Here is a 23,510-nt window from a genome sequence, read left to right as displayed (position 1 = left end):
TACCTCGATTGATTCCTGCCTGGCTTCTACCTGGCTTTTGCCTGGTTTCCGCCTGGTCTCGGATTGGTTCCCACCGGGATCGCGAAGCGGGAAGGAGATGCGTCAATACGGGAATCATATTCCCATAAGCTGGATGGTGACGACGGCGGCTCGCGCAGCCGCATTCCGGCGCACGAAGCGCCCCGACCCACTTCGCGGAGTCAGTCCACCATGCAGGTATGCGAAATCGAACCAGCGGCCGTGTCTCCCGCGGCCCGCTCCACGGCTACCCGGAACACCGTTGCGTTACTCGCCGTGTGTCTTGCCGCGCTGATGTTCGGCCTCGAAATCTCCAGCGTGCCCGTGATCCTGCCCACGCTGGAGCGCGTGCTGCATGGCGATTTCAGGGCCCTTCAATGGATCATGAATGCCTACACGATTGCGTGCACATCGGTGCTCATGGCCACCGGAACCCTCGCGGACCGCTTCGGCCGCCGGCGCGTGTTCCTCGTGACGATCGTGCTGTTCGGCCTCGCTTCGCTGCTGTGCGGCCTCGCGTGGAATGCGCCCGTGCTGATCGCAGCCCGCTTCGTGCAAGGCGCGAGCGGCGGCGCCATGCTCATTGGCCTCGTTTCGGTGTTATCGCATCAGTTTCCCGAAGGCCGCGAACGCGCCAGAGCGTTCGGCATGTGGGGCATCATCTTCGGTATCGGACTGGGCTTCGGGCCGCTGATCGGCGGTCTGATCGTCGCGGCGTCCAACTGGCGGTGGGTCTTCTGGGCGCATGTCTTCATCGCCCTCGTCACGTTCGGGCTCGCCCTCGCGGGCGTGCAGGAGTCGCGCGATCCGCAGGCGCGAAAGCTCGATCTCGCGGGCACCGTCACCTTGTCGCTCTCCGTGCTGGGTCTCGCGTGGTTCGTGACGCAAGGGGCGGAAGCCGGTTTTCTCAGCGCGCCGGCGCTGGCCGTGGTCGGCGCGAGCGTGGTCAGCTTCCTGGCGTTTCTTTTCGTGGAAACGCGCATCGCGCATCCCATGTTCGACTTCTCGGTCTTTCGGGTGCGCAATTTCTCGGGCGCGCTGTTCGGCTCGGCGGGCATGAATTTCAGCTTCTGGCCGTTCATCATCTATTTGCCCATCTATTTTCAGAGTGCGCTGGGCTATGACGCGGTCGCGGCCGGCGTTTCGCTGCTCGCCTATACCCTGCCGACGCTCGTGTTTCCGCCCATCGGCGAGCGGCTCGCGTTGCGGTATCGGCCAGGCGTGGTGATCCCAACAGGGCTGTTCGTGATCGGGCTGGGATTCTTTGCGATGAGGTTCGGCAGCAGCGCGGCGCATGCCAGCTGGCTCACCGTTTTGCCGGGCTGTGTGCTCGCCGGTGCGGGGCTGGGCATCACCAATACGCCCGTCACCAACACCACCACGGGTTCGGTATCGAGCGCGCGTGCCGGCATGGCCTCGGGCATCGACATGAGCGCGCGGATGATTTCGCTCGCCATCAACATCGCCGTGATGGGTTTTCTGCTGGTGCAGGGGGTGCAGCACTATCTGGAGACGGCCTCGACCGGCCTGCCCGGCGCCGCGCCCTGGCGTGCGCTCGCCAACGGCATTGCATCGGGCAAACTCCAGGACGCCGATGCGGGCGCATGGGGCAACATGCCCGCCGAAGCCGTGGCGACGATCAGCCGCGCCGCGCTCGCTCACGGGTTTGGATGGGTCATGCTGTACGGCGGCATTGCCGCGTGGGTACTTGCGACGGCCAGTTTCCTGATGTTCTCGGGCAGAAGGCCGGCCAACTGAGCGGCAAGCAAAAAGCTAGCGCGCGAAGCTCACGTCCTGGCTTTCGGCAACGCCGCCCGAGCGTCCCGGCGCTCGCTGATTCGCCCAGTAAAGATTGGTGTGGCGGATCACGCCTTCCGGCGGCGGCGCGCCCCATTGCGTCAGGTCTTCGGTGGTGTGCGCGTCGCCTACGAGGAGGGCGTCGTAGCCGCGCGCGAGGGCGCCGTGCAGCGTCGAGCGGATGCACATGTCCGTCTGCGCGCCTGTCACGATGAGCTTGCCGACGCCCAGCGCCGAGAGCACCGCTTCGAGCTCGGTCGCTTCGAACGCGTCGCGCCAGTTCTTTTCGACGATCGCCTCATTGGGCGCGGGAGCGAGCTCCTCGACGATCTGCCATGCTTCGCTGCCGCGCGGCAAATCTTCGTCCGAGTGCCGGACCCAGACCACGGGCACCTGCGCAGCGCGTGCCCGCTCGATGAGACCGGCAACGGCGCCGAGCACCTCCTGGCGCCGCCAGGCTTGCGCGATTACGCCGTTCTGAAGATCGATCACGAGAAGTGCGGTATGGGGGCGATTGATGAGCGTAGTCACGGATCGAGACCTCGCGCGGGAAAAGCCGATTATCCCCAGAAGGCATCGCGCCGGCAAATGCGCGGATTGCCCAGCCCTGGGGGCATTGCGTTTCCCGTGGGGCGATAACTTACCCACTATCGAGCCAACATATAAAGGGCACCCGGGCGCGCGGCCGACGCCGTTCGCCGCATTAGTGCGCCCCCGCATGCGACGCCGTCCGGACAACCGGGGAATCAACCGGCAACGCCGCGAGCTGAGTTTGCATGGCCGTGGCCGCGTCCTCGAACGCGACGCGCTCACTGGCCGTGAGCGGCAGAGCACGGGTTCGGCCCGTCAGCGTCAGCGGATCGGTGGGTTGATTGTGCAGACGCACTTCGAAATGCAGATGGGGCCCCGTGGCCGTGCCGGAGCGACCTACCGCGCCAAGCCGTTGTCCTTCCGTCACCGGTGCGCCGACCCGCAAATCCTGGGCAAAGGCCGACAGATGCGCATAGTACGTCGTGTAACCCTGCGAATGGCGAAGCACAACATACTTGCCATATCCTTTTTCGGAGCCGATGAACTGCACGACGCCTGAGGCGGCTGCGAAAACGGGCGCCCCCTTCGCCGCGGCGAGATCGACACCGGTATGCATATGGCGCTTGCCCTTGACCGGATGGTTCCGGTAACCGAAGGACGAACTGATCCGCGCGTTATCGACCGGCATCGAAAAGGGTTCGGCGGCCAATCGTTGTCCGTCGAATGAGTAATAGTCGCCACTGGCGTGCCCCGGCGCGACAAACCACAAGGCACGATAAACCTCCCCGCCCGAATGGAGTTCGACGGCTGCCACACGCTTGTGCTGTGCCGCCGTGTCGTCGCGCTCGTAGATAACGCGGAAGCTGTCGCCCGTCCGCGCGGGTGCGGCGAAGTCGACGCGCGCCGAAAAGATACGCACGATCTGCTGCTGCATCTCTTCAGGCACACCGGCCCGCGCCAGGGAGTCGAGCAAGGTGCCCTCGGTTTGCCCAGCGTATGAACCACCATCGGCTTGCGGCATGACAAGCGGCGCCGTATCCGATAGCGAACGCTCAGGAGCTACGCGGATTCCCTCGCTGGACTGGCTGGAAATACCGGCCCAGCCTGTGAAAACCTGCCCGATCCATTCGATGGGTTGCGGAGCCGGCGCGCCTCCGCCCTGGACAAGCGGGATGGCACGGGATGCTTTTACGGGACCGAATGCTTCCGGCACCGTAGCCGAGGCCGAGACGCCCAGCATGGCAACTACGCCGCACAGCACGGCTGCCCCCGCAACGGCGTCCGCCAAAAATCTATATCGGGAACGCAGCGCATGGCTCGCTTTGTCAACCATAGCTTGCGTGCCCTTACAAGCATTGCGGAGAGAGTGCAACGACATCATGTCAAAACCTCACAGTCGGGATACAGGCTGCAGGCTTGGATGACGGCGCTCGAAACACACGACAGAGGATGGAAACCGAATGGACCGAAAACCCAATAGTCAGGTTACCCCCTCGCACTAGACAATCCCGCAACAGGAACCGTCAGCATACGGAGCGGGACTAGCGCCGAAAATCAGTCAAGTCTCAATTTGAGATAAGCAAACTTCAATCGCTCTCCTGGAATTGCAGCGTGAGCAGATCGTTCGCATCAGGATTGAAGCGGTCTCGCTGGATAGCACGGTGGTCAAGGTTCATCCTGATGGTACCGGCGCATTAAAAAAAAACGGACCACAGTCCATTGGAAAATCCCGTGGCGGATGGACTACCAGGATTCATAGGGTTGCCGCGGATGCTCGAACAGCCGTAACGTTCGCGCTGTCGCCCGGCCAGGCTGGCGACGCGCCGGAAGGACGCGCCCTGCTGCAAAGCCCGGGACCGCCCAGTCGGCCATTGCACCTCTTAATGGAAGTTGAGCGCCTGTGTCGCCGCCTCAAAGGCTTCCGTCGTATCTTTTCCCGGTTCGAAAAACTGGACGTGATGTTCCTCGCCTTCACCAATTTCGCGCTCGTCGTGGATGGGCTCGGATAGTGTGAACAGGCCCTGAATTCCGCTGTAACACACCGTAACAACAACGCGCCTCGACGCGAGGAATAAGTCGCGAGCAGGTTCGTTTAATGGAGTCGTTAATGATTATTGTTTTCATTTACGACAATAAAAGTGGCGAGCTGACAAGCCACCGCAGCATCGCATGTAGCCGCTGCGATTCCAGAACGAACAACAGTTTAAGGAGCACGGGAAGTGAGGAAAATCAACGCGAGGAAGTCGGCGCAGCGAAAGAATATTGCCCTCGGCAGCATGCTTGTTGCGATGTCGCTAGCCCGCCCCGCCGCTGCGCAGCAACCGGTAAGCGCAACGGCGACAGACACACCCACCCTGCCGCCAATACAGGTGCGCGCAGCAACACCCGGTCCGGGCGTCCGCAACGACAATGTCGATGACCCGGATCAGACCGCCAGCGTGAGCAAAACGGGAACGGCGCTCAAGGATTTGCCTGCCAGCGTGCAGACGATTCCACGCGCGCTGATGGCCGAGCAAGGCGCCACGATGCTGCGCCAGAGCGTGAGCAATGCCAGCGGCGTGAATGTCGGTGGTCAGGATACCAAAGGTTATTACGACCATTTCCTGATTCGCGGCCTGAATGCACAGATCTATAACGACGGATTCTCCGACGGCGATCTGCTGGGCGGCATTTCGCATTCGCTGAATGGCGTGGAGCGCGTCGAAGTGCTGGAAGGTCCCGGCTCCGCGCTGCTTGGCAGCGGGCCGCCGGGCGGTTCGATCAATATCGTCCACTACACGCCGTCCGACCAGTTTCACTATGGCGGCAATGTACAGGCAGGTTCGTTCGGCACGGTTTCGGGCAGTGGGTACGTGACCGGCCCAACAGGCATTGCCGGATTGAACTATCGGGTAGACGCAACCCTTTCGCGCACGGACGGATTTCGCGATCTCGCGAGCCGCGACCGGGAAATCCGCCCGGCGTTCGAATGGAAGCTGGATAACCACAAGATCAATTTTTCACTGGACGCGCGCGACATCCACGAAACGCCCGATTCGTACGGCCTGATCTATTTTCATGGCTCCCCGATCACAAACGTGCCGATCGACGCGAAATATTCGACGCCGTTCGCTTTCGCACGTGGGACTTACTTGCGCCCGACGCTGAGCGATGAATGGAAGATCAGCGACATACTGACGATCAATAATCGCTTTTCGTATCTCCATCGCAGCCTCGACGTGCTCGGCAACGGTGACAGCACCAGCACGAAAGTCAGCGGCGATGAGGTCGTCGGCAGGCAGTTGCGCCAGCAGGACGATTCGGACAACAGCTTCGACTATCAACTCGAACCGGTCTGGCGGTTCGGCACGGGGAGCGTCAATCACACGTTGCTCACGGGCTTCGAGTATCAGCATCAGGTTATCGATACCGAGCGCACCACGGCCGATCTGCCGAACATTCCCGATGCTTTCGCGCCGGTGCCGCCCGAAACGTCGCTCGCGGGTCTGACCTTCCTCTGCGATTCGAAACATTCGTGCGACAACGATCATCTGGTGGCGAACTACTACAGCCTCTACGCAACGGACCAGATCGACGTGACGGACAAACTCAAGGTGCGCGCCGGCGTACGGAAGGACTGGTGGGATACGTCGCTCACGCCGAATATCACGGTGCCAGGCCGCTTCGATACGCAAGGGCAACCGCTGGTCGCCGGCGTGACGGACACGCGCAACGATGCGCCGGTTAGCTGGAATGTGGGCATGCTGTATAAAGTCCTGCCCTGGATGTCGCCGTATGTCGGCGTTTCGAAAAGCCATCTGGCTAACTTCAACTCGGAAAATACCCAGAACGGCATCGGTGCGCCTGAATCGGCCTTGCAATATGAAGCGGGCGTGAAGTTCTCGTTTCTCGATGACCGGTACGTGGCAAATGCCGCCCTGTTCGATGTTTCTCGCGATAACGTCGCCACGCTCACGACCATCAATGGGGTGGAGAGCGTCGTGTTCGACAGCCAGCGGACGAAAGGCGCCGAGGCCTCGCTTGATGCGTCAATCCTGCCGCAATGGCACGTCATTGCAAACTTCACGGCACAGGATGCCAAGATCACCGATAACCCGCAGGGCGTGACTTCGATCGGCAATCATCCGCAGGGCGCGCCTGCCTATATGGCAAACCTCTGGAGTACCTATGATTTTTCGATTTCGGGAATTCCGGGCTTCCATGTTGGTGCGGGCGTGAACTACGTCAGCCGGACCTTCAGCGACATCACGAATGTCAATTCCATTCCTGCTTATGTGATCGTCAATGCTGCGGCTGGTTATGATGCGCACCGCTGGGGTATCGACGTCAATGTGCACAATCTCACCGCTCGCCGTTATTTTGTCGCTGCAAATGCCGCTGGCGCGTATGTCGGCGAATCACTCAGTGCTTTCGTGACGCTTCACGCTGACTTCTGAGCGCGAACCGCAACACGTCACGGCCAGTCCCAACGCAAGCGGGCAGTCATCCGGCGAGATAACCCGTCTTGTCGCCTGGCGCCCGCTTCTTCGCTAACCGGCTATGTTCGTGCCGTGCCAACGCGCAGCCTGCGGGCGCGCATGCAGCCCCCTCTCAGGGGGGCCAGGCAGGGGGCAGCGGCAACCCCATCCTTACGTCAACCGGGCGCCGCCGCGCCCTCAAGGTCAGGAGTCGTCGTGAACAGCCGCTAAACCGCCTTGCAGTTCTTCGAACTACTATCAACTCCACGACATTCCCGGGATGCTCGCTCTGTGCGCACCGCAAGCACAGAGCGACTATGTGCCAATTACTGACCGGAGATACGAGAATCGTCGGGCGCAGGCACCTCGCCTCGGGTGAAGTCAGAAGGCGTCGGCGCTAATAATATTATTCATTATTACTGGCTGGCCATCTTGGTAGATTCCCTTGTACAGCTGGAAAAGCCTTGTATGCGGGAAAAATATCGTGCAGTGCGGCATGAATCCCGAAAATTATTACTAATTTTCCGTTGACACGAACCGGACCCGCATGGGCCGCCGCGAGGCTTCAGACAGGGAACCGTGCAATGGTGTCGCGCACTTGCTTGAGCACGGTTTCGAGTGTCTCCAGCGGAACGGAGCTCAGGCCGAGACGCAGCGCGCGAGGCACCTGACGGGTCGTCGCATAGGACTCCGCTTTCGACACGGCAATGCCGTTCGCAGCGAGTGCGGTGGCAATGCGGTCCGCGCGCAGATCGTCGGGCAAGCGCAACCAGACGAACATCGAATCCGGATGCGCCACCACGTCCATCCCCGCGAACACGGCGCGCGCCACGCCTTGCCTGCGGCGCGCCTCCCGGCGCAGCAGCGCTTCCTGTCGCGTCACCGTGCCGTCGCCGATCCAGCGCGTGGCGATGGCCGTAACGAGGCTCGGCAGGCTCCAGTAGCTCGCGCGTATCGTCGCCTTGATGCGCGCCGTGCAGTCCACCGGCACGGTGACGTAGCCGAAGCGCAGTCCGCTCGCGAGACTCTTGGAGAGGCTGGAGACGTACACGGTACGCTCGGGCGCCAGTGCCGCCAAAGGCGGCGGCGCATCGGCCACGAGCCACGCATAGGCGGCGTCTTCGATCAGCAGGCAATCGTAGCAGCGCGCAATCTCAACGAGGCGCCGGCGCTGCTTCGTCGAAAGGACCCAGCCCAGCGGATTGTGCAAGGTGGGCATCGTATAGATCGCGCGTGATTTGTAGCGGGCGCACAGTGCATCGAGCGCATCGAGATCGGAACCGCCCGCGAGTGCCGGCACCGGACGTATTGCCAGCTTCTGCGCCTTCGCGAGCATCCGGAAGCCTGGATAGGTCAACGCATCGACAAGAACGGCATCGTGCGGCTGCAACAGCGCACGCGTCGCAATGTCGAGACCTTGCTGCGCGCCCAGCACCAGAAAGACCTGTTCCGCGCCAACGCGAATGCCACGCGACTTCGCCAGAAAATCCGCGACGATGCCGCGCTCGTGCAACCGCCCGCCGGGCGGCTGCTGATGCATGAGCGAAGCGAGATCGCCGCTCGTCGCCAGGTCGCGCAGCGTCGCGCGCAGCAGGTCCGCCTGCCCGGGCCAGTACGGGTGATTGAACGACAGATCGACCGCACCGGGGCTGCGCGCTTCGTCGCCCGCATCCCACTCGCGCTCGTGCGGACGATCGCGCACGAACGTGCCGCGGCCGGTTTCGCCCACGACCAGACCCAATGCCTGCAGCCGCGCATAGATCTTCGTGGCCGACGCGATGGCAATGCCGTGGCGCGCGGCGAGTTGCCGGTGCGTGGGCAGCAGCGTGCCCGGCGGCAGCCGGCCGCGGCGAATATCGGCTTCCAGTGCCTCGGCGACGGCGTCCACCCGGGTCGGGGTCATGGGATTGTCTCCAGGACAATTGTTTGATCGTCCTAGTCTATCGAATTAGGGTGGCAGGCGAGGCGCGTCGCTTGCGCCGCCCGAAACATCTTCTGCTCATGCCGGAGCCGATATGACCACGATGGAAAACCTGCCGCGCCACGTTACCGTGCTGGAGTATCTGCAGCGCCAGTTGGCGGGCGATCTCGCCGAGGGCACCGTAACGCACATGCGTTATCCCACCGCGATCTCCGCGCTGCTGAAATTGCGCATTGCCGAAATCGGCGAGGCGCTGGCCGTGATCGAAATCGATGCCGATGCCGCGCTGCACGGCAATCAGCAAGGCACGGTGCATGGCGGCCTGCTCTGCGAACTGGCCGACGCCGCCATCGGCACGGCGCATTCGACGCTGATGGAACCCGGCGAGAGCTTCACCAGCATCGACCTCAAGGCGACCTTTCTGCGCCCCGTGTGGCAATCGCGCCTGCGGGCCCGTGCATGGGCCGAGCATCGCGGCAGAACGATCAGCCATTACCGGTGCGACGTGGAGCGCGACGACGGCAAACTTGCCGCGACGATAACGAGCGCGGTGATGACCTTGCGCGGAGAACGCGCGCAGGGGCGCTGAGGCGGATACCGGTTGATCGCGCGCGAATGGTCGAGCGGGCCAGACAGGCGGTAAACTGCGGCATCCAGAACCAGAGGAGCCGGCGTAACCAAGGCCCCTCGCCAGGTTCGCGCCCGTTAGCCGGATTCACGTGACCTCTTCGAACATCGACGCCGAAGCCGAGGCGCACCAGTTGGTGCTGCGCGGCGCTGCACTCTACCAAGGCGGCAATGCAACCGAAGCACGGGAGCTATGCCTGCGCGCACACGAACTCGCGCCGCAATCGTGCGAGGCGCCGCTCTTTCTCGGGTTCATCGCACTCGACTCCGGCGCCGTGGCAGAGGCGATCGACTGGATCGGCCGGGCGATTGCCGCCAACCGGGATCTGGCAGCCGCGCATAACCTGATGGGCCAGGCGCAGCAGGCCGCCGGCCAATACGAAGCGGCCATCGGTTGCTACACGGAAGCGCTGAGGCTCCAGCCCGACCATGCGCCAGCCCTGAACGACCGCGGCAACGCCCGCCGCCGTCTCGGTCACGCAGACCTTGCCCTCGCGGACTATGACGCCGCGGTACGCCTTGTGCCCGGCAATGCCCTCTTTCAGGGCAATCGCGGCGTCGCCCTGAGGGAGCTGGGCCGTCACGCAGAAGCCATCGCGGCTTTGCGCGAAGCGCTCGCGCAGAATGCCGGCGAGGGCACGACCCACTTCAACCTTGGCCTTGCGCTCGCCGACGCGGGCCAGCACGCGCAGGCACTCGCCAGCTACGACGAAGCGCTGCGGCTGCCAGGCAGCCACGCCCTGGTTCGCTGCGCGCGGGCCGACGCATTGCGCGCGCTGGGCCAGCATGACGCCGCCTTGCACGACTACGACGAGGCGCTCGCGCTGGACGCCACGCTTGCGGAGATCCATAACAACCGCGCGATTCTGCTGCTTTTCACGGAACGTCACGAAGAAGCCCTGGCCGGATTCGACAAGGCCATCGCGCTGGACCCGCACCACGCGGATGCGTGGTGCAATCGTGGCATGACACTGGAAGCAGGCGGCAATCACGACACCGCACTGACGTGTTACGACAAAGCGATTTCGATATCGCCAAACCATGTCTCCGCCCGGTTCAACCGATCGCTGTGTCAACTCACGCTCGGCCACTACGGCGAAGGCTGGCGCGAATACGAATGGCGCTGGAAAACGCCAAACCTCAGGACATCGAAGCTTGTCTCGGGCAAGCCCGAATGGCGGGGCGACGCCGCGCTGGCCGGCAAGCGAATCGTGGTGTATGCCGAGCAGGGCCTGGGCGACACGCTGCAGTTCTGCCGTTACTTGCCGATGCTCGCCGCACGCGGCGCCACCGTTCTGGCCCAAGTCCAGGCGCCCCTCGTCCCGCTGATCCGCGCGATGCCCGGCGTCGCCCAGACGATCGCGCAAGGCGATGCGCTACCCGAGTTCGATTTCCATTGCGCGATGATGAGCCTGCCGCTGGCATTCGGCACGACGCTGGACACCGTGCCTTCGGCGCACCGCTATCTCGCGCCATCCGCTGAAACATCGCAGGCATGGGCTACGCGCCTCGCGCCGCGCGAGGGACTGCGCGTCGGCCTGGTATGGGCGGGCGCTACGCACGCCGGGAACGGGCCCCGGCGCCCGTTCGACGAGCGCCGTTCGCTGCCTCTCTCGCAGCTCGCCCCACTGAAGCACCACAACGTGACGTTCTACAGCCTGCAGAAAGGCGCCGCAGCCACCGCCCAACTGCGCGACCTCGAAGCCCGCGGCTGGGACGGCCCGAACCTCGTCGACCACACCGCCCTGCTCGCCGACTTCGACGAAACCGCCGCGCTCGTCGAGCAACTCGATCTGGTCATCTCGGTCGATACATCGGTGGCACACCTGGCGGGCGCGCTCGGCAAGCCGGTGTGGCTGCTCAACCGCTTCGACACGTGCTGGCGCTGGCTGCTCGCACGCGAAGACAGCCCCTGGTACCCCACCGTGAAGATCTTCCGGCAGCCCGCGCCCGGCGACTGGCACAGCGTCATCGCACGGGTGCGCGCCGAACTGGACCGTATCGCCTGACCGCGGCCCTCAACGGGTAGGTGCCGTGTCGCCTGCCGGATGCACACCGCCTCGCCGTGCCCGCAACCCGAATAGATACGACAGCACCGCCGAAACCAGCAGGGTCGCACTCACGAAATACAGGCCCAGCGAATAGTCGCCGCTGACGTCGCGCAGCCGCCCGATCACCATCGGACCGATCGTGCCGCCTATCAGGCTGCCCATCGCATTGATCAACGCGATGCCCGCCGCCGCCGCGGAGCCGGAAAGGAACTGCGTGGGCATGCTCCAGAGCGGCGGCTTGGCCGCGTTGATGCCGAAGTTGGCGATAGAGAGCCCGACGATCATCACGACGGCACTCGCCGCGTGCCCCGCCAGCAACATGCCGATGCCGGCCGCAAGACACGCAATGGCCACATGCAGCCGGCGTTCGTTCGTCCGATCGGAATTGCGCGCCCACAGCACCATCGTGACGACGGCGAACAGGTTCGGAATCGCATTCACGAGACCGAGTTCGAAATAACCGAAGCCGAAGCGGTGAATGATCATCGGCGCCCAGATGCCGATCGCGTACAGCCCCGTCGAGGTTCCCGCATAGACGAGTGCGAGCAGCAGCACGCGCGGATCCTTGACCGCGGCCCAGACGCTCGTCCGACTTTGTGCGGCTTTGGCGTCGCGCTCGCGCTGCATCTCGGCGGAAAGCCACCGGCGTTCGGCCGGCGCGAGCCATTGGGCGTCCTCGGGCCTGTCGGTCAGAAAGAAGAACGAGACGATGCCGAGCAGCACGGTAGGCGCGCCTTCCACGAGAAACAACCACTGCCAGCCGTGCAGGCCGGCCACGCCGTTCAGGTTCATCAGTGCGCCGGAAATGGGCGAGCCGATCATGTTGGAAAGCGGCGCGGCCGTCATGAACATCGCGGTGACGAACGCGCGATGGCGTGCCGGAAACCAGAAGCTCAGATACAGGATGATGCCGGGAAAAAAGCCCGCTTCCGCGAGACCCAGCAGGAAACGCAGCGTATAGAAGCTGGATGACCCGGTCACGAACGCCGTGCAGGCAGAAAGAATCCCCCACAAGACCATAAGGAGTGCGATCCAGCGGCGCGCGCCCACGCGTTGCAGCGCGAGGTTCGAAGGCATGCCGGCGGCGATATAGCCGACGAAGAAAATCCCGGCGCCCACGCCGAACATGGCCTGGCTGAGCCCGATGTCGTGGTTCATCGTGAGGCCCGCAAAACCCACGTTCACGCGATTCAGAAAGCTCAGGAAATACAGGACGATGATGAAGGGCGTGATGCGCCGCGAAATCTTGCGGACGACGCTGGTTTCCAATGCGGCGTCCGCGCCGGGAACCGGTGTAGTGCTCATGGTTGTCTCCTGTTTATTGTATTGTGAGGGGCCATCGATGTCGCCCTAAACGCCCTGTTGCTGCGCGGGCAGATCGATACGGCACCAGGGCTGCGCGGCCCAATGGTGCGCCTCGAAGGCGTCGATGGCCGCCGCCTCGCGCAACGTCATGCCGATCATGTCGAGCCGCTCCACCAGCATTCGCTTCTGGCGCGCCGGCAATGCGAACGGATAGCGCTGTCCCGAAGGCGTCACCACCACTTCGTTTTCGACGTCGATTGACAACTGCTTGTCACTGCCGCTCTCCACTTCGGCCACCAGCGCTTCGATCTGCGCCTGCGGCAGCGTGACGAGCAGCAGCCGGTTGTTCGCCGAATTGAAGTAGAAGATCTCGCCGTAGCTGGGCGCGATCACGGCTTCGAAACCGGCCTGCTGCAAGCCCCACACGGCATGTTCGCGGCTCGATCCGCAGCCGAAGTTGGTGCCGCCCAGCAGGATCTTCGCGCCGCGGTACTCCGGGCGATTCAGCATGAAAGCTTCGCGGGTGCGGCCATCCGCGTCGAAACGCAAGTCGTGCAGCAGCCCGCGGGCGAGCCCCGAGCGGTCGATGCCGAGCAGAAACTGCTTGGGCATGATCTGGTCGGTGTCCAGGTTGTTGACCGGCAACGGGGCGGCAATGCCCTCGATCACGAACGGCTCAGTCATGAGCGAACTCCTTGCGAATATCGACGATACGGCCCGCGATCGCGGCAGCGGCGGCCATCGCCGGGCTCATCAGATGGGTTTTGCTGTCGCGCCCCTGGCGCCCTTCGAAATTGCGGTTCGTGGTCGAAGCGCAGCGCTCGCCCGGCGCGAGCACGTCGTCGTTCATCGCGAGACACATCGAGCAGCCGGGCTGGCGCCATTCGAAGCCCGCGTCGATCAACTGCTGCGCAATGCCTTCGCGTTCGGCCTGATCGCGCACAAGACCCGAGCCCGGCACCACCATCGCCCGCACCGTCGACGCGACCTTGCGGCCGCGCACGACCTCGGCCACGGCGCGCAGGTCCTCGATCCGCGCATTCGTGCACGAGCCGATGAAGACGCGGTCGACAGGCGTGCCCTCGATCGGCGCGCCACCCGGCAGGGCGATGTAGTCGAGCGCCTTGCGCAGCGTCGCGCCGTCGAGGCCCTTTTCGTCTGCCGCGTCGGGAATGCGGCCATCCACGGGCACCGCCTGGTCGGGGCTCGTGCCCCACGTGACATAGGGCGCCACCAGGGTCGCATCGAAGCGGTGCTCGACATCGAACGCGGCAGCTGCGTCGGAATGCAATTGCGACCACGCCTCGCAAGCCGCCTCGAGCGTTTTCGCATCGAGATCGCGCACCTTGCTGCGCACGTAGTCGAGCGTCGTGCGATCGGGCGCGATGAGCGCGGCGCGAGCGCCCGCCTCCACCGTCATGTTGCACAGGGTCATGCGCGCCTCGGCGGAAAGCGCGGCAATCGCTTCGCCCGCATATTCGACCGCATAGCCGCGCGCGCCCTGCGCGCCGATGCGCGCGATGATATGCAGCACGAGATCCTTGGAGGTGGTGCCCGGCGGCAGCGTCCCGTCCACGACGATGCGCATGTCCTTCGCCACGCGATAGACAAGCGTTTGCGTGGCCAGCACGTGCTCGACTTCCGACGTGCCGATACCGAACCCCAGTGCGCCGAGTGCGCCGTATGTGGTGGTGTGGCTGTCGCCGCACAGCACGACCATGCCGGGGCGGATCAAGCCGATCTCGGGCGCCACCACATGCTCGATGCCCTGCATGGGGTCGTCGATATCGAACAGATGGATGCCTTGCTCCACGCAGTTTCGCGTGAAGTTGGCGGCCTGCTTTGCGGCGTCGACGATCTCGATCGTGCGGGCACGAACCGGCACGGGCCGCGTGGGAATCACATGATCGACCACGCCCATCTGCTGGCGCGGGCGCCGCACGCGCAGGCCTTTTTCGTGCAACCCTGCGAAGGCTTGCGGGCTCGTGTACTCGTTCATGATGTGCAGGTCGGCGTAGAGCAGAACGTGCTCCGCGTCGAGGATCGATACGGTATGCGAATCGACCAGTTTGCGATAAAGCGTGGGTGAGGACATGGCGAAAAATTCCGGCTGAGGAGAATCAGGCGAGCGCATCAACGCTGCAGAAACGACAACACGCGGTCGAGAAACGCTGCCGGCGCTTCTTCGGGAATGTAATGGCCGCACGGCAGCGCCTCGCCCGTCACGCCCGCGCTCCAGTTGCGCCATTCCGCGAGCGGATCGAAGCAGCGGCCCACCACGCCTTCCTCGCCCCACAGCGCAAGAAACGGGCAGGCAATGCGCTTGCCTTCGGCAAGATCCGCGCGGTCGTGTTCGAGGTCGATGGTGATCGACGCGCGATAGTCTTCGCAGATCCCGTGCGCCGTTGCCGGGTCCGAAAGGCAGCGCAGATATTCCGCGTAAGCCTCGGGCGTGAACGGTGCAAGCCCGGCGCTGCGCGCGCCGATAGTCTGCTTCAGATACAGGTCGGGGTCGGCGCGAATCAGCGTTTCCGGGAACGGCGCCGGGCGCACGAGGAAAAACCAGTGCCAATAGGCCCGCGCGAATTCGAACGAGGTCTGCTCGTACATCGCCACGGTAGGGGCGACGTCGAGCGTCACGAGTTGCGTGACCGCTTGCGGGTGATCGAGCGCCATGCGCGCCGCCACGCGGCCGCCCCGGTCGTGCCCGATCACCGCGAACGCCCCGTAGCCGAGGCGTTGCATGAGCGCCACCTGGTCGAGCGCCATGCGGCGCTTCGAGTAGTTGGCATGATCCGCGTCGCCTGTGGGCTTGCCGCTGTCGCCATAGCCGCGCAGATCGGCGGCAATCACCGTGTAGTGTTCGGCCAGCGCGGGCGCGACCTTGTGCCAGATCGCGTGCGTTTGCGGGTGGCCGTGCAGCAGCAGGAGCGCCGGGCCGCGGCCGCTCCGGAGGGCGCGAATCCGGATGCCGTCGACTTGCGTCGAAACATCGGAGAATCCTTCGAACATCGTTGTCTCCCAAGGTTGTTTGCAGTCTAATTGATGCCATGCACGATTGGGTTTCCTCAAAAGCAATCCGGTCGTAACTTTCAGGAACGAATCAAAAGGTCCGAAGAACATGGCAATGGACGCCTTTTCCGATCTGAATCTGTTCGCACTCGTCGCGCGGCATCGCAATCTGGCCGCCGCGGCGCGCGAGATCGGCGTGACGCCCCCCGCGGTCAGCAAGCGGCTCGCGCAGCTCGAGCGGCGCCTGGGCGTGCGGCTGATGAACCGCACGACGCGGCGGCTCTCTCTCACGCCCGAAGGCGAGCTGTATCTGGCGAACGGCTCGCGCATCCTCGACGAGCTATCGGAGCTGGAGCAACGGGTGACACGCAGCCGCGGCGAACCCACCGGGCTGCTGCGCGTGAATGCCTCGTTTGGTTTCGGACGCACGCATGTCGCGCCGGCCGTATCCGAATTCGCCGGGCGCTTTCCGGCGATGAAAATCCAGCTGCATCTGACCGACCGGCCGCTGAGCCTTCAGGAAGAAGGGTTCGACGTCGGCATCCGCTTCGGCGAGGTGCCCGACGCGCGCATCAATGCACGGCTGCTGGTGAAAAACCGGCGCATCGTGTGCGCTTCCCCCGCTTATCTGAAACAGCACGGCAAACCGGCGGCGCCGCACGACCTCGCCCGTCACGCGTGCATCGTGCTGCGCGAGAACGATTCGGCCTACGGCACGTGGCACTTCTCGCGGGGCAAGCGCGCGGAAACGGTGAAAGTGGATGGCGCGCTCTCCAGCAACGACGGCAGCATCGCGCTAGGCTGGGCGCTCGACGGACGCGGGATCGTCGTCCGTTCGCAGTGGGAGGTAGAGGGGTATATCGAGCGCGGCGAACTCGTGCCGCTGCTCGCCGAGTGGGCACTTCCGAACGCCGATATCCACGCGATCTATCTGGAGCGCAACCAGCTCTCCGCCAAGTTGCGCACCTTCGTGGATTTTCTCGGCGATTACTTGCGATCGGCGTTCGGGCAGGCCCGAAGCGATCTCGTATGACGCGGCCCGGTTATCGACCGAAGGGTCTCTGAACCATCAACCGGTTGCTCACCGAAGTCACCCCGGGCACCTGGCTGACGATGGCCGCCACCTCATCGACCTGCGCCGCTTCGCTCACCGTGCCGTTGATCGTCACGGCGCCGCCCTTGGGCGTGATGCTGAGGGTGCCCGCATCGATCTCCTTGTGCTTCGCGAGCGCTGCATAGATCTTTCTGCGCAACGCGCGATTGGCCTGCCGCGCCGCTTTCGGGCTCGTACCGTCCGACGCCATGGCCGCCGTGACCGACGCCGTTGCGCTCTCCGGCACACTGGCCGGATCGTCCGCCCATGCGCCCGCTGCGAAGCTCGCGGCCAGCATCGCCACGGCCGCCGCCCTTGCCCCGAATACCCTGCTCTTTTTCATTGCCCTCTCCGAATGCATGTGAAGAAACGCCGATCAGAAGTTCTGGCGCATGCCGATCATCGCCGCAGTCGTCGCGGCACCCGGTGCAACCGGAGTCCCGAATACGATTCCCTGGTTCATGGTCCCCTTGTTGTCCACATAGCCGAGCTGCGCGTAGAGCAGCGTCCGCTTCGACAGGTTGTATTCCGCACCCACGGCAAACAGGCCCGAATGGTTCTCCGCAATGTTGCGGTCTTTCAGGTAGTAGTAGCCCGAAGTAATCTTGAAGAACGGATTGAAGCGGTAGCCGAAGCCGGCGGAGAGAATCTCGTAGTTCACCCGGCTCGTATCCGAGGGATCCCTGGCAAGGCTGTACGAACCGGAAACCGAGAGTCCGCGAAACGTGTACTGCGCGCCCAGGTAGTAGTAACGATTGTTGTCGAGTCCGGTAGCCACGCTGGTGGCCGTCGGGTTCGTGTCGTGCGCGTTGTAGTAGACCGCGGCGAAATTGAGACCATAGTTCGAATACTTCAGCACGGCCGATTCTCGCGTGCCGCCCTGAATCTGCCCGGCCACGCCACCGGGCGCGTACTCGAGCGACACCGAGGCGCCGTAGAATTTCGGCGACTGATAGACGAGCGCGTTGCTGTCATAGACGGCGCCCAACGGTGCATTCGAACTCGTGCCCGGCCAGCCCGCCGCCTGGTTTACCCCCAGCCACGCGCTGAGAATACTGCCGAAATACTGCGCCGCTCGAACGTCCGTGTCCGCCATCGCGTAGATGATCGGTGCGTACTGGCGCCCCGCGTCGAACCGGCCGAACGGACCGGAAATCCCCACCGAGGCCTGCTGGTTGAACAGAGTGCCGACGCCCGCCGTATCGCCGAGACCCAGCTTGCCGGTGCCGCTATTGAACACGCCCTGCAGTTCGAAGTTGACCCGGTAGCCTCCGCCCAGATCTTCAGTACCGCGTATGCCCCACAGGCTCGCGAAAATGCCGCCGTCCTTGTACTCGAAGACCGATCCCGTATTCTTCGCGGTCGGCGAGAGCGTCGCCGCCGACGTGTTCTGATACAGCACGCCGCCGTCTATGGCACCGTACAGCGTCACCGACGATTGGGCCTGCGCCACGCTCGCAAGGCTGCCCAGCACGGCCATCACACTCCACCTCAGTTTCATCCGGTCTCCTCCAGATCGCCTCGACCACGACACGCGATGCGCCCGGGTCTTCGTTTAATTAATAGGGATGACTACTTATATTGATAACTTCCCGGCAAACTATCGATACTGCACTGTGGCACCGCCGAGCGCTTGCCGGCGGAATCGGACCGCGAAACCTACGCGATCCTTCGCTCGATCGGCGGATAAGCGAACGTCCGCGAAAGATGCGCCGCTCGCGGCATATACAGCCGCAGCGCCAGATAGAACTGCCCTTGCGGCGCCGGTAGCCAGTTGCGCCGCAGCGTGGCATCGTCAGGCTCGCGGGCGGAAATGGCAATGCGCAAACCCCCGTCGGCGTCGTAGCACAGCCCTTGCGTGCGGTCGCCTATCGAGTAGCGCCCAATCGCGTTCTCCGCCAGCATGCAACTCGCTTTCTCGTAGGCAGTGAGCGACCAGAAGGCATCGACCTGCGGCGCGCCGCCCGGTACGAAACGCAGCACGTACTGCGCCTCGCCGTCGAGCAACGCGCCATCGGCATCGCGATCCGCCATCACGTACATCGCCTCCTCGATGCCGAGTGCGCCGATATAGCTGAGCGCGACCTGGGCCCGCGCGACGTAGTCGGTGCCGAACGACTCGTGCAACTCCACGGGCAGACACCATCCGCCGCCCAGCTCGGAGGGCAACGCCCGAGAAAGCGCCCGCGTGACTTCGTCGATCGCCCGCGCAAGCGCCGCCTGTTGCGCGACGCTCAGCCGCTCCCCCGGCAGACCCGGCCCGATCCCGCACGCGGCGAAGCGCGCGAGCGCAGCCGACGCTTCCGATGGCGGTGGCGCTTCCGCCAGCACGCGATTGACAACGCTCGCGTAACGCAGCGGATCGCCGACTTTCTCATGCGGCTCGATACCGGCATCGACGAGGTTCGGCACCTGCGCGCCGCTACCCGGCGGCGAGACGAATTCCAGTTGATCCTGCAACGCGTTGACGGCGGCCACGTCGTCCGCGCCCTCCACCAGCAGGCGTCCGATCAACCAGACGGTATCGGTCGGGCAGCGCACCACGTGAACGCCCTCCGGCACTTCGCCCTGCCAGCGCGGCCCATGCAGCAGAAACTCGCCTCGTGCGTTGCCCGTCACCCGCGTGCCGATATAACCGAACGGGTTCGTGTACATGTCGAGCAGCCCGAGCACGTAGTAACGCGTGCCCATATCGGGCACGCGAATCACGAGCGGCCCGGCGCCCAGATCGAGCCAGGCACTCGAATAAAGCGTGTCGTTGTTGGGCGTGACGACCTGCCGGTCTGCCGGGCCAAGCAGCTTGCGCGCGTGCACCCAGTGATTGGCCCAGCGCTGGGTGGATTCCGGCGTGGTGCCCGCCGCGCGACCGGCCCGATCGCGGCGCGGGCAAGTGGCGGCGCGCATGCGCGCCATTTCGTAGAGCGGCAGCGTGAACTGCACCGCCTCCAGGGCGATGTCGAACAAATCGTCCGATGCCGTGCGCGTGACGATAGAAAGAGATGACATGGTTTCCGGCCTCAAACGTTCTTCTGGACCGCGTGGATCGCGGGAATCGCGTAGCGCCCTTCGAGGAAGGCCGCCTGCGGGTGGTAGAAACGCAGGATCAGATAGAAGCCCCCGGCGGGGGCCGGCAGCCAGTTCGCCGTCGATTGCGGCGAATCGCGGTCGATTTCGTGCTGGATAACGAGGCGCAGGCCGCCATCCGCGTCGTATTGCAGCCCGGGGGTGCGGTCGCCAATCGCATAGCGACGGATGGGATTGCCGACGAAGAAACGATCCATGCCGTAGAGCGACAGCGACCACATGGCATCGACGGGCGGCAACTGGCCCGGCGGAAAGTACAGCTCGTAACGGTTGCGCCCGTCCAGGTGCGCACCGGTATCGTCGAAGTCGGCGGAGGCGTAGACCGCTTCGTCTGCGGCCAGCGCGCCCAGCCCCTTCATGGCCGTGCAGGCGCGCAACAGATGATCGTGGCCATAGCGGCCAAGGCCGAGGCTGTACACCCAGCTACGCCCCGTGCGGCTTTCCGTGAAGGCCGTAATCAGGCGGTGAGCCACAGCGTAGCCGAGACGAAGCCCTTCCTGCACGGTTTCCGGCAAGGTGGCCACGTCCACCTGCGCGTGCCACTTCACGCCGGCGCGCCGCAGCAGCGCGAACATCGGCGCTTCGTCCTCGCACACGGGAAAATCGGCGAGCGAATTGAAAACGTTCTGGAAGAAGTCCAGCGCCGCATCGCCGCTCTCGTGCCAGCGGCTCACGCTCGCGGGCCCGCTGACCGGCTCGCCGCTCAGCCGAAAGGCGTTCGCCACTTGACGTGCCGCTTCGAGATCGCGCTCGCCATGCACGAGCACGCGCCCGAGCAGCCAGACGAGCCGCGTGGGGCAGGCCACCGGCTTGCCGGCCCGCGGCTCGGGCGCCTCGCCTTCGAGGTGAAGCACGAAATGCCCGCCCTGGCGGCCGATACTGCGAGCACTCAGGTTCACGAAGTTATTGGTGAACGCGTCGAGCAGTTCGATCACGAAATAGCGGTCGCCGTCGACGGGCGGAATGTCGAGTTGCACCGGGCCGTTCGAGAGATCGACCCAGCCGTTGAGGTAGAGAAAGTCGTTGGCGGGCGTCACGACGTCGCGATCCTCGTGAGTCCAGCACCGCGTGCTGGCGTGAATCGTGTTGAACGGCATGCGCATGGGGCTGCGCGAATGCGGCAGCGTATGCAAGGCGCACGTCCTCACCGACTCGACGACCGGATAGCGCGAAAGCGCCACCGCGCCCGCGGCCATACGCACAAGTGCCACGCGGGGATCTTCGTCGGATCCCATCATTTTTTCCATGATGCTCATTGTTTGGTTGTACATAGTAAATTTTCCATAAAGGGGAAAATCCGGAAACTTCATGCTGCGTTCGCAGGGGCGAGCGGGGCCGCTTTGCCGGGCATCCGGCAAAGCCTGCTGGCACAGAAGAACGAAGCCCTGGGCTCAGCCGCCCGGCGTGTCCGCGCGTGGGTCTAGCGTGATCACCGCGTCGGCGGCCACGAGGCCCTCGGCGGTGACGATGAACGGATTGATTTCGAGCGTGTCGAGTGCGTCGCCCAAACCGGTCCCCAGGCGCGAAACCGCCACGAGCGTCGATGCAGCCGCGTCGAGCGACAAGACGGGCTTGCCGCGGTGGCCATTCAAGAGCCGCGCAACGCCGCTCTCTTCGAGCATCGTGCGGGCGCGTTCGTGCGAAAGCGGTGTGACACCGAAGGCCATGGTGCGGCCCAGTTCGACGCCGGTGCCGCCGAGCCCGGTCATCATCACCGGCCCGAACACAGGGTCGCGGCGCAGGCCGACGATCACCTCGCCCCAGCCGTCCAGCATCTTCGCCACCACGACCCCTTCTAAGCCGCCGGGCAGCATTGCGCGCCTCGCCGCATCGGCAATCGCACCAAAGGCTTGCCGCACGGCGTCGGCATCGGAAAGCCGCAGATGCACGCCGCCAATATCGCTCTTGTGCAGCACATGGCGCGAACGCAGCTTGAGCGCAACCGGATAGCCCAACTGCGCCGCGGCCTGCACGGCTTCCTCGGCCATTGCGGCAACGCGCAACGGAGCGACCGCAATCCCGGCATCGGCGAGAAGGCCCATGGCCTCGGCCTCGTCGAGCGACGCCACACCGTCGGGCACGCTTGCGGGCAGCGGGACCGAAACGGCCGGAGCGACCGGCAACGCCCCGGCCCCGGCTTCGGCATGCCGTACATTTGCCGTTTCCTCCGCGCGCAGCAGCGTCGCGATGCACTCCATCGCATGCACGGGCTCGCGGAACACCAGCGCGCCGTGCGCCTCCAGCCAGTGGCGCTTCGTCTCGTCGACGAGGCCCGAGAACAATAGCGGCACCGGATCGGGCGACGCTGCTACGCGCTCCACCGCGCGCTGGATCGCCTCCCACGCCGCCGGGACATTGCCGCCTCCGGCGACGAAAGCAACGACGCTGCCATATGCGCCGCATTGCGCAGCGCCCGCGAGTGCGTCCGCGAGCACGTCGGGCTGCGCAACCACCTGCCCCGTCACGTCGATGGGGTTCGCAGTCGAAGCGAAGGGAATGCGCGCGAGAATGCGCTCGCCGTGCTCCACCGGCAGGGGCGGCAAGGTGAGCGCGAGCGCTTCGGCCCGGTCGGCCATCATGATGCCCACGCCGCCGGATACCGTGACGATGGCCGTCGCGCGCGAGCACGGCCTACGCCCCTTCGACAGCGCGTGGCCGAGCCGGAAAAACTCCTCCAGCGTCCGGGCGCGGTGCACGCCGTATTCGTCGAATACCGCCTGATACACGGCGTCCTCGCCTGCCAGACTCGCCGTATGCGACTGGGCGGCGCGCGCGCCCGTGGCCGTCGTGCCCACCTTCGTCACCACCACGGGTTTGCCGGCCGCGCGCGCGGCGGCCAGCGCGCGGCGCATGTTCGCGCCATCGGTACAGCCTTCCAGATACGCGAGGATCACATGGGTCTGCGGATCGCCGGCGAGCCAGGCGATGGCGTCGGCCACCTGCACGCCCGCCTCGTTGCCCGTGGTGATCCAGTGGCTCAGGCCGAGGCCCGCTTCGCGCGCGAGTGCGAAAGCGTAGGCACCGAACGCGCCGCTCTGGCTCACGAGCGCCACGCTGCCCACGGGCGGCGTGCCCATCAACGCCACCGGAGAAAAGGTCGCATAAACCCGCTCGCGCAAGTTCATCAAGCCAAGGCAGTTGGGGCCGAGCAACGTGATGCCGGCCTCTCCCGCCATGCGGGTCACGCTCTGCTGGAGCGCGCTGCCGGCATCGCCGGTTTCGGCGAATCCCGCCGTGAAAAGCACCGCCGCGCGCGTGCGGTTGCGGGCCATCTGCGCGATCGCATCGGGCGCGGCCTGCGCCGGCACCGCCACGATCGCCAGGTCCACAGGCTCGTCCAATGCATCGAGCGAGGGCACCGCCCGCACGCCCTGTACCTCCTGCGCCTTCGGGTTGACCGCATGGATACGGCCCGCATAGCCATACTCGCGCAGCAGCCTCAACGGCATTCCGCCCACCTTCGCGGCATCCGCGGAGGCGCCGATCACGGCAATCGAAGCCGGCCGTAACAGGGGCGAAAGATCGATCATTCTCGTCACTGACATTGCTCCTTCAACAAGACCTGCATGACATGCGATGGGTACGATAGGTGCGATAGATGCAATCGATGCGGT

17 protein-coding genes and 1 pseudogene are annotated in these 23,510 nt (G+C 64.6%); 6 read left to right on the top strand and 12 right to left on the bottom strand.

Annotated elements, in window-relative coordinates:
- The first annotated feature begins 210 nt into the window (after positions 1 to 210).
- The gene (locus U5760_RS16090) at positions 211 to 1,776 is read left to right on the top strand and encodes an MFS transporter (RefSeq protein ID WP_415914107.1); all 1,566 of its coding nucleotides are present in this window, start codon (positions 211 to 213) and stop codon (positions 1,774 to 1,776) included.
- 15 nt (positions 1,777 to 1,791) lie between these two features.
- Here U5760_RS16090 and U5760_RS16085 read toward each other — a convergent pair whose 3' ends face one another.
- Positions 1,792 to 2,346: an isochorismatase family protein gene (locus U5760_RS16085; RefSeq protein WP_322013107.1), complete on the bottom strand. Its 555-nt coding sequence runs from the start codon at positions 2,344 to 2,346 to the stop codon at positions 1,792 to 1,794.
- A gap of 172 nt (positions 2,347 to 2,518) precedes the next feature.
- Positions 2,519 to 3,679, bottom strand: a complete 1,161-nt coding sequence (locus U5760_RS16080; protein WP_322013106.1) for a M23 family metallopeptidase — start codon at positions 3,677 to 3,679, stop codon at positions 2,519 to 2,521.
- Between the two features lie 268 nt (positions 3,680 to 3,947).
- Between U5760_RS16080 and U5760_RS16075 the strand changes: the two are divergent.
- A pseudogene (locus tag U5760_RS16075) lies at positions 3,948 to 4,355 on the top strand (IS5/IS1182 family transposase); the annotation flags it as partial.
- A 210-nt stretch (positions 4,356 to 4,565) separates the two neighbouring features.
- The gene (locus tag U5760_RS16070) at positions 4,566 to 6,782 is read left to right on the top strand and encodes a TonB-dependent siderophore receptor (protein ID WP_322013105.1); all 2,217 of its coding nucleotides are present in this window, start codon (positions 4,566 to 4,568) and stop codon (positions 6,780 to 6,782) included.
- A gap of 586 nt (positions 6,783 to 7,368) precedes the next feature.
- On the opposite strand, the gene U5760_RS16065 is transcribed toward U5760_RS16070, so the two are convergent.
- Positions 7,369 to 8,706 (bottom strand): PLP-dependent aminotransferase family protein, encoded by a 1,338-nt coding sequence (locus U5760_RS16065; RefSeq protein WP_322013104.1) that lies wholly within the window; start codon positions 8,704 to 8,706, stop codon positions 7,369 to 7,371.
- 112 nt (positions 8,707 to 8,818) lie between these two features.
- Between U5760_RS16065 and U5760_RS16060 the strand changes: the two genes are divergently transcribed.
- Together U5760_RS16060 and U5760_RS16055 are read left to right on the top strand one after the other, a co-directional pair.
- Positions 8,819 to 9,313: a PaaI family thioesterase gene (locus U5760_RS16060; protein ID WP_322013103.1), complete on the top strand. Its 495-nt coding sequence runs from the start codon at positions 8,819 to 8,821 to the stop codon at positions 9,311 to 9,313.
- A 130-nt stretch (positions 9,314 to 9,443) separates the two neighbouring features.
- Positions 9,444 to 11,360: a tetratricopeptide repeat protein gene (locus tag U5760_RS16055; RefSeq protein WP_322013102.1), complete on the top strand. Its 1,917-nt coding sequence runs from the start codon at positions 9,444 to 9,446 to the stop codon at positions 11,358 to 11,360.
- A 9-nt stretch (positions 11,361 to 11,369) separates the two neighbouring features.
- Here U5760_RS16055 and U5760_RS16050 read toward each other — a convergent pair whose 3' ends face one another.
- The 4 genes from U5760_RS16050 to U5760_RS16035 are packed head-to-tail and all read right to left on the bottom strand — an operon-like array spanning position 11,370 to position 15,719.
- Positions 11,370 to 12,707 carry an MFS transporter gene (locus U5760_RS16050; RefSeq protein ID WP_322013101.1) on the bottom strand — a complete coding sequence of 446 codons (1,338 nt, stop codon included), beginning with the start codon at positions 12,705 to 12,707 and terminating at the stop codon, positions 11,370 to 11,372.
- A 45-nt stretch (positions 12,708 to 12,752) separates the two neighbouring features.
- Entirely contained in the window at positions 12,753 to 13,391 is a 639-nt protein-coding gene (gene leuD, locus U5760_RS16045) for a 3-isopropylmalate dehydratase small subunit (RefSeq protein WP_322013099.1), read from the bottom strand.
- Positions 13,384 to 14,802: a 3-isopropylmalate dehydratase large subunit gene (gene leuC, locus U5760_RS16040; RefSeq protein WP_322013098.1), complete on the bottom strand. Its 1,419-nt coding sequence runs from the start codon at positions 14,800 to 14,802 to the stop codon at positions 13,384 to 13,386. The genes leuD and leuC overlap by 8 nt, the downstream gene beginning before the upstream one ends.
- A gap of 38 nt (positions 14,803 to 14,840) precedes the next feature.
- Entirely contained in the window at positions 14,841 to 15,719 is an 879-nt protein-coding gene (locus tag U5760_RS16035; protein WP_322013097.1) for an alpha/beta hydrolase, read from the bottom strand.
- A 115-nt stretch (positions 15,720 to 15,834) separates the two neighbouring features.
- Here U5760_RS16035 and U5760_RS16030 point away from each other — a divergent pair, with 115 nt between their 5' ends.
- Entirely contained in the window at positions 15,835 to 16,752 is a 918-nt protein-coding gene (locus U5760_RS16030; RefSeq protein WP_322013095.1) for a LysR family transcriptional regulator, read from the top strand.
- 10 nt (positions 16,753 to 16,762) lie between these two features.
- Here U5760_RS16030 and U5760_RS16025 read toward each other — a convergent pair whose 3' ends face one another.
- The 5 genes from U5760_RS16025 to U5760_RS16005 all read right to left on the bottom strand — a co-directional run bounded on the left by U5760_RS16025 (position 16,763) and on the right by U5760_RS16005 (position 23,426).
- Positions 16,763 to 17,155, bottom strand: coding sequence for a BON domain-containing protein (locus tag U5760_RS16025; protein WP_322013094.1), 393 nt, complete (start codon positions 17,153 to 17,155; stop codon positions 16,763 to 16,765).
- Positions 17,156 to 17,188: 33 nt separating this feature from the next.
- On the bottom strand, positions 17,189 to 18,313 hold the full coding sequence (locus U5760_RS16020) for a porin (protein WP_322013093.1): 1,125 nt from the start codon (positions 18,311 to 18,313) through the stop codon (positions 17,189 to 17,191).
- 158 nt (positions 18,314 to 18,471) lie between these two features.
- Positions 18,472 to 19,818: a DUF1254 domain-containing protein gene (locus tag U5760_RS16015; protein ID WP_322013091.1), complete on the bottom strand. Its 1,347-nt coding sequence runs from the start codon at positions 19,816 to 19,818 to the stop codon at positions 18,472 to 18,474.
- 11 nt (positions 19,819 to 19,829) lie between these two features.
- Entirely contained in the window at positions 19,830 to 21,167 is a 1,338-nt protein-coding gene (locus U5760_RS16010; protein ID WP_322013090.1) for a DUF1254 domain-containing protein, read from the bottom strand.
- A gap of 120 nt (positions 21,168 to 21,287) precedes the next feature.
- Positions 21,288 to 23,426, bottom strand: coding sequence for an acetate--CoA ligase family protein (locus U5760_RS16005; protein WP_322013259.1), 2,139 nt, complete (start codon positions 23,424 to 23,426; stop codon positions 21,288 to 21,290).
- Positions 23,427 to 23,510: the final 84 nt, after the last annotated feature.

It is taken from the genome of Paraburkholderia sp. J12 (genome assembly GCF_905220215.1).
GTDB lineage: Bacteria > Pseudomonadota > Gammaproteobacteria > Burkholderiales > Burkholderiaceae > Paraburkholderia.
This window is presented reverse-complemented; position numbering and strand designations above follow the sequence as displayed.

What these genes read in the sequence shown, in the direction of transcription:
- U5760_RS16090 (WP_415914107.1), top strand. Translation starts at nt 211, where the DNA reads ATGCAGGTATGCGAAATCGAACCAGCGGCCGTGTCTCCCGCGGCCCGC.
- U5760_RS16080 (WP_322013106.1), bottom strand. Translation starts at nt 3,679, where the DNA reads ATGGTTGACAAAGCGAGCCATGCGCTGCGTTCCCGATATAGATTTTTG.
- U5760_RS16065 (WP_322013104.1), bottom strand. Translation starts at nt 8,706, where the DNA reads ATGACCCCGACCCGGGTGGACGCCGTCGCCGAGGCACTGGAAGCCGAT.
- U5760_RS16060 (WP_322013103.1), top strand. Translation starts at nt 8,819, where the DNA reads ATGACCACGATGGAAAACCTGCCGCGCCACGTTACCGTGCTGGAGTAT.
- U5760_RS16050 (WP_322013101.1), bottom strand. Translation starts at nt 12,707, where the DNA reads ATGAGCACTACACCGGTTCCCGGCGCGGACGCCGCATTGGAAACCAGC.
- leuD (WP_322013099.1), bottom strand. Translation starts at nt 13,391, where the DNA reads ATGACTGAGCCGTTCGTGATCGAGGGCATTGCCGCCCCGTTGCCGGTC.
- leuC (WP_322013098.1), bottom strand. Translation starts at nt 14,802, where the DNA reads ATGTCCTCACCCACGCTTTATCGCAAACTGGTCGATTCGCATACCGTA.
- U5760_RS16035 (WP_322013097.1), bottom strand. Translation starts at nt 15,719, where the DNA reads ATGTTCGAAGGATTCTCCGATGTTTCGACGCAAGTCGACGGCATCCGG.
- U5760_RS16030 (WP_322013095.1), top strand. Translation starts at nt 15,835, where the DNA reads ATGGACGCCTTTTCCGATCTGAATCTGTTCGCACTCGTCGCGCGGCAT.
- U5760_RS16025 (WP_322013094.1), bottom strand. Translation starts at nt 17,155, where the DNA reads ATGAAAAAGAGCAGGGTATTCGGGGCAAGGGCGGCGGCCGTGGCGATG.
- U5760_RS16020 (WP_322013093.1), bottom strand. Translation starts at nt 18,313, where the DNA reads ATGAAACTGAGGTGGAGTGTGATGGCCGTGCTGGGCAGCCTTGCGAGC.
- U5760_RS16015 (WP_322013091.1), bottom strand. Translation starts at nt 19,818, where the DNA reads ATGTCATCTCTTTCTATCGTCACGCGCACGGCATCGGACGATTTGTTC.
- U5760_RS16010 (WP_322013090.1), bottom strand. Translation starts at nt 21,167, where the DNA reads ATGTACAACCAAACAATGAGCATCATGGAAAAAATGATGGGATCCGAC.
- U5760_RS16005 (WP_322013259.1), bottom strand. Translation starts at nt 23,426, where the DNA reads ATGATCGATCTTTCGCCCCTGTTACGGCCGGCTTCGATTGCCGTGATC.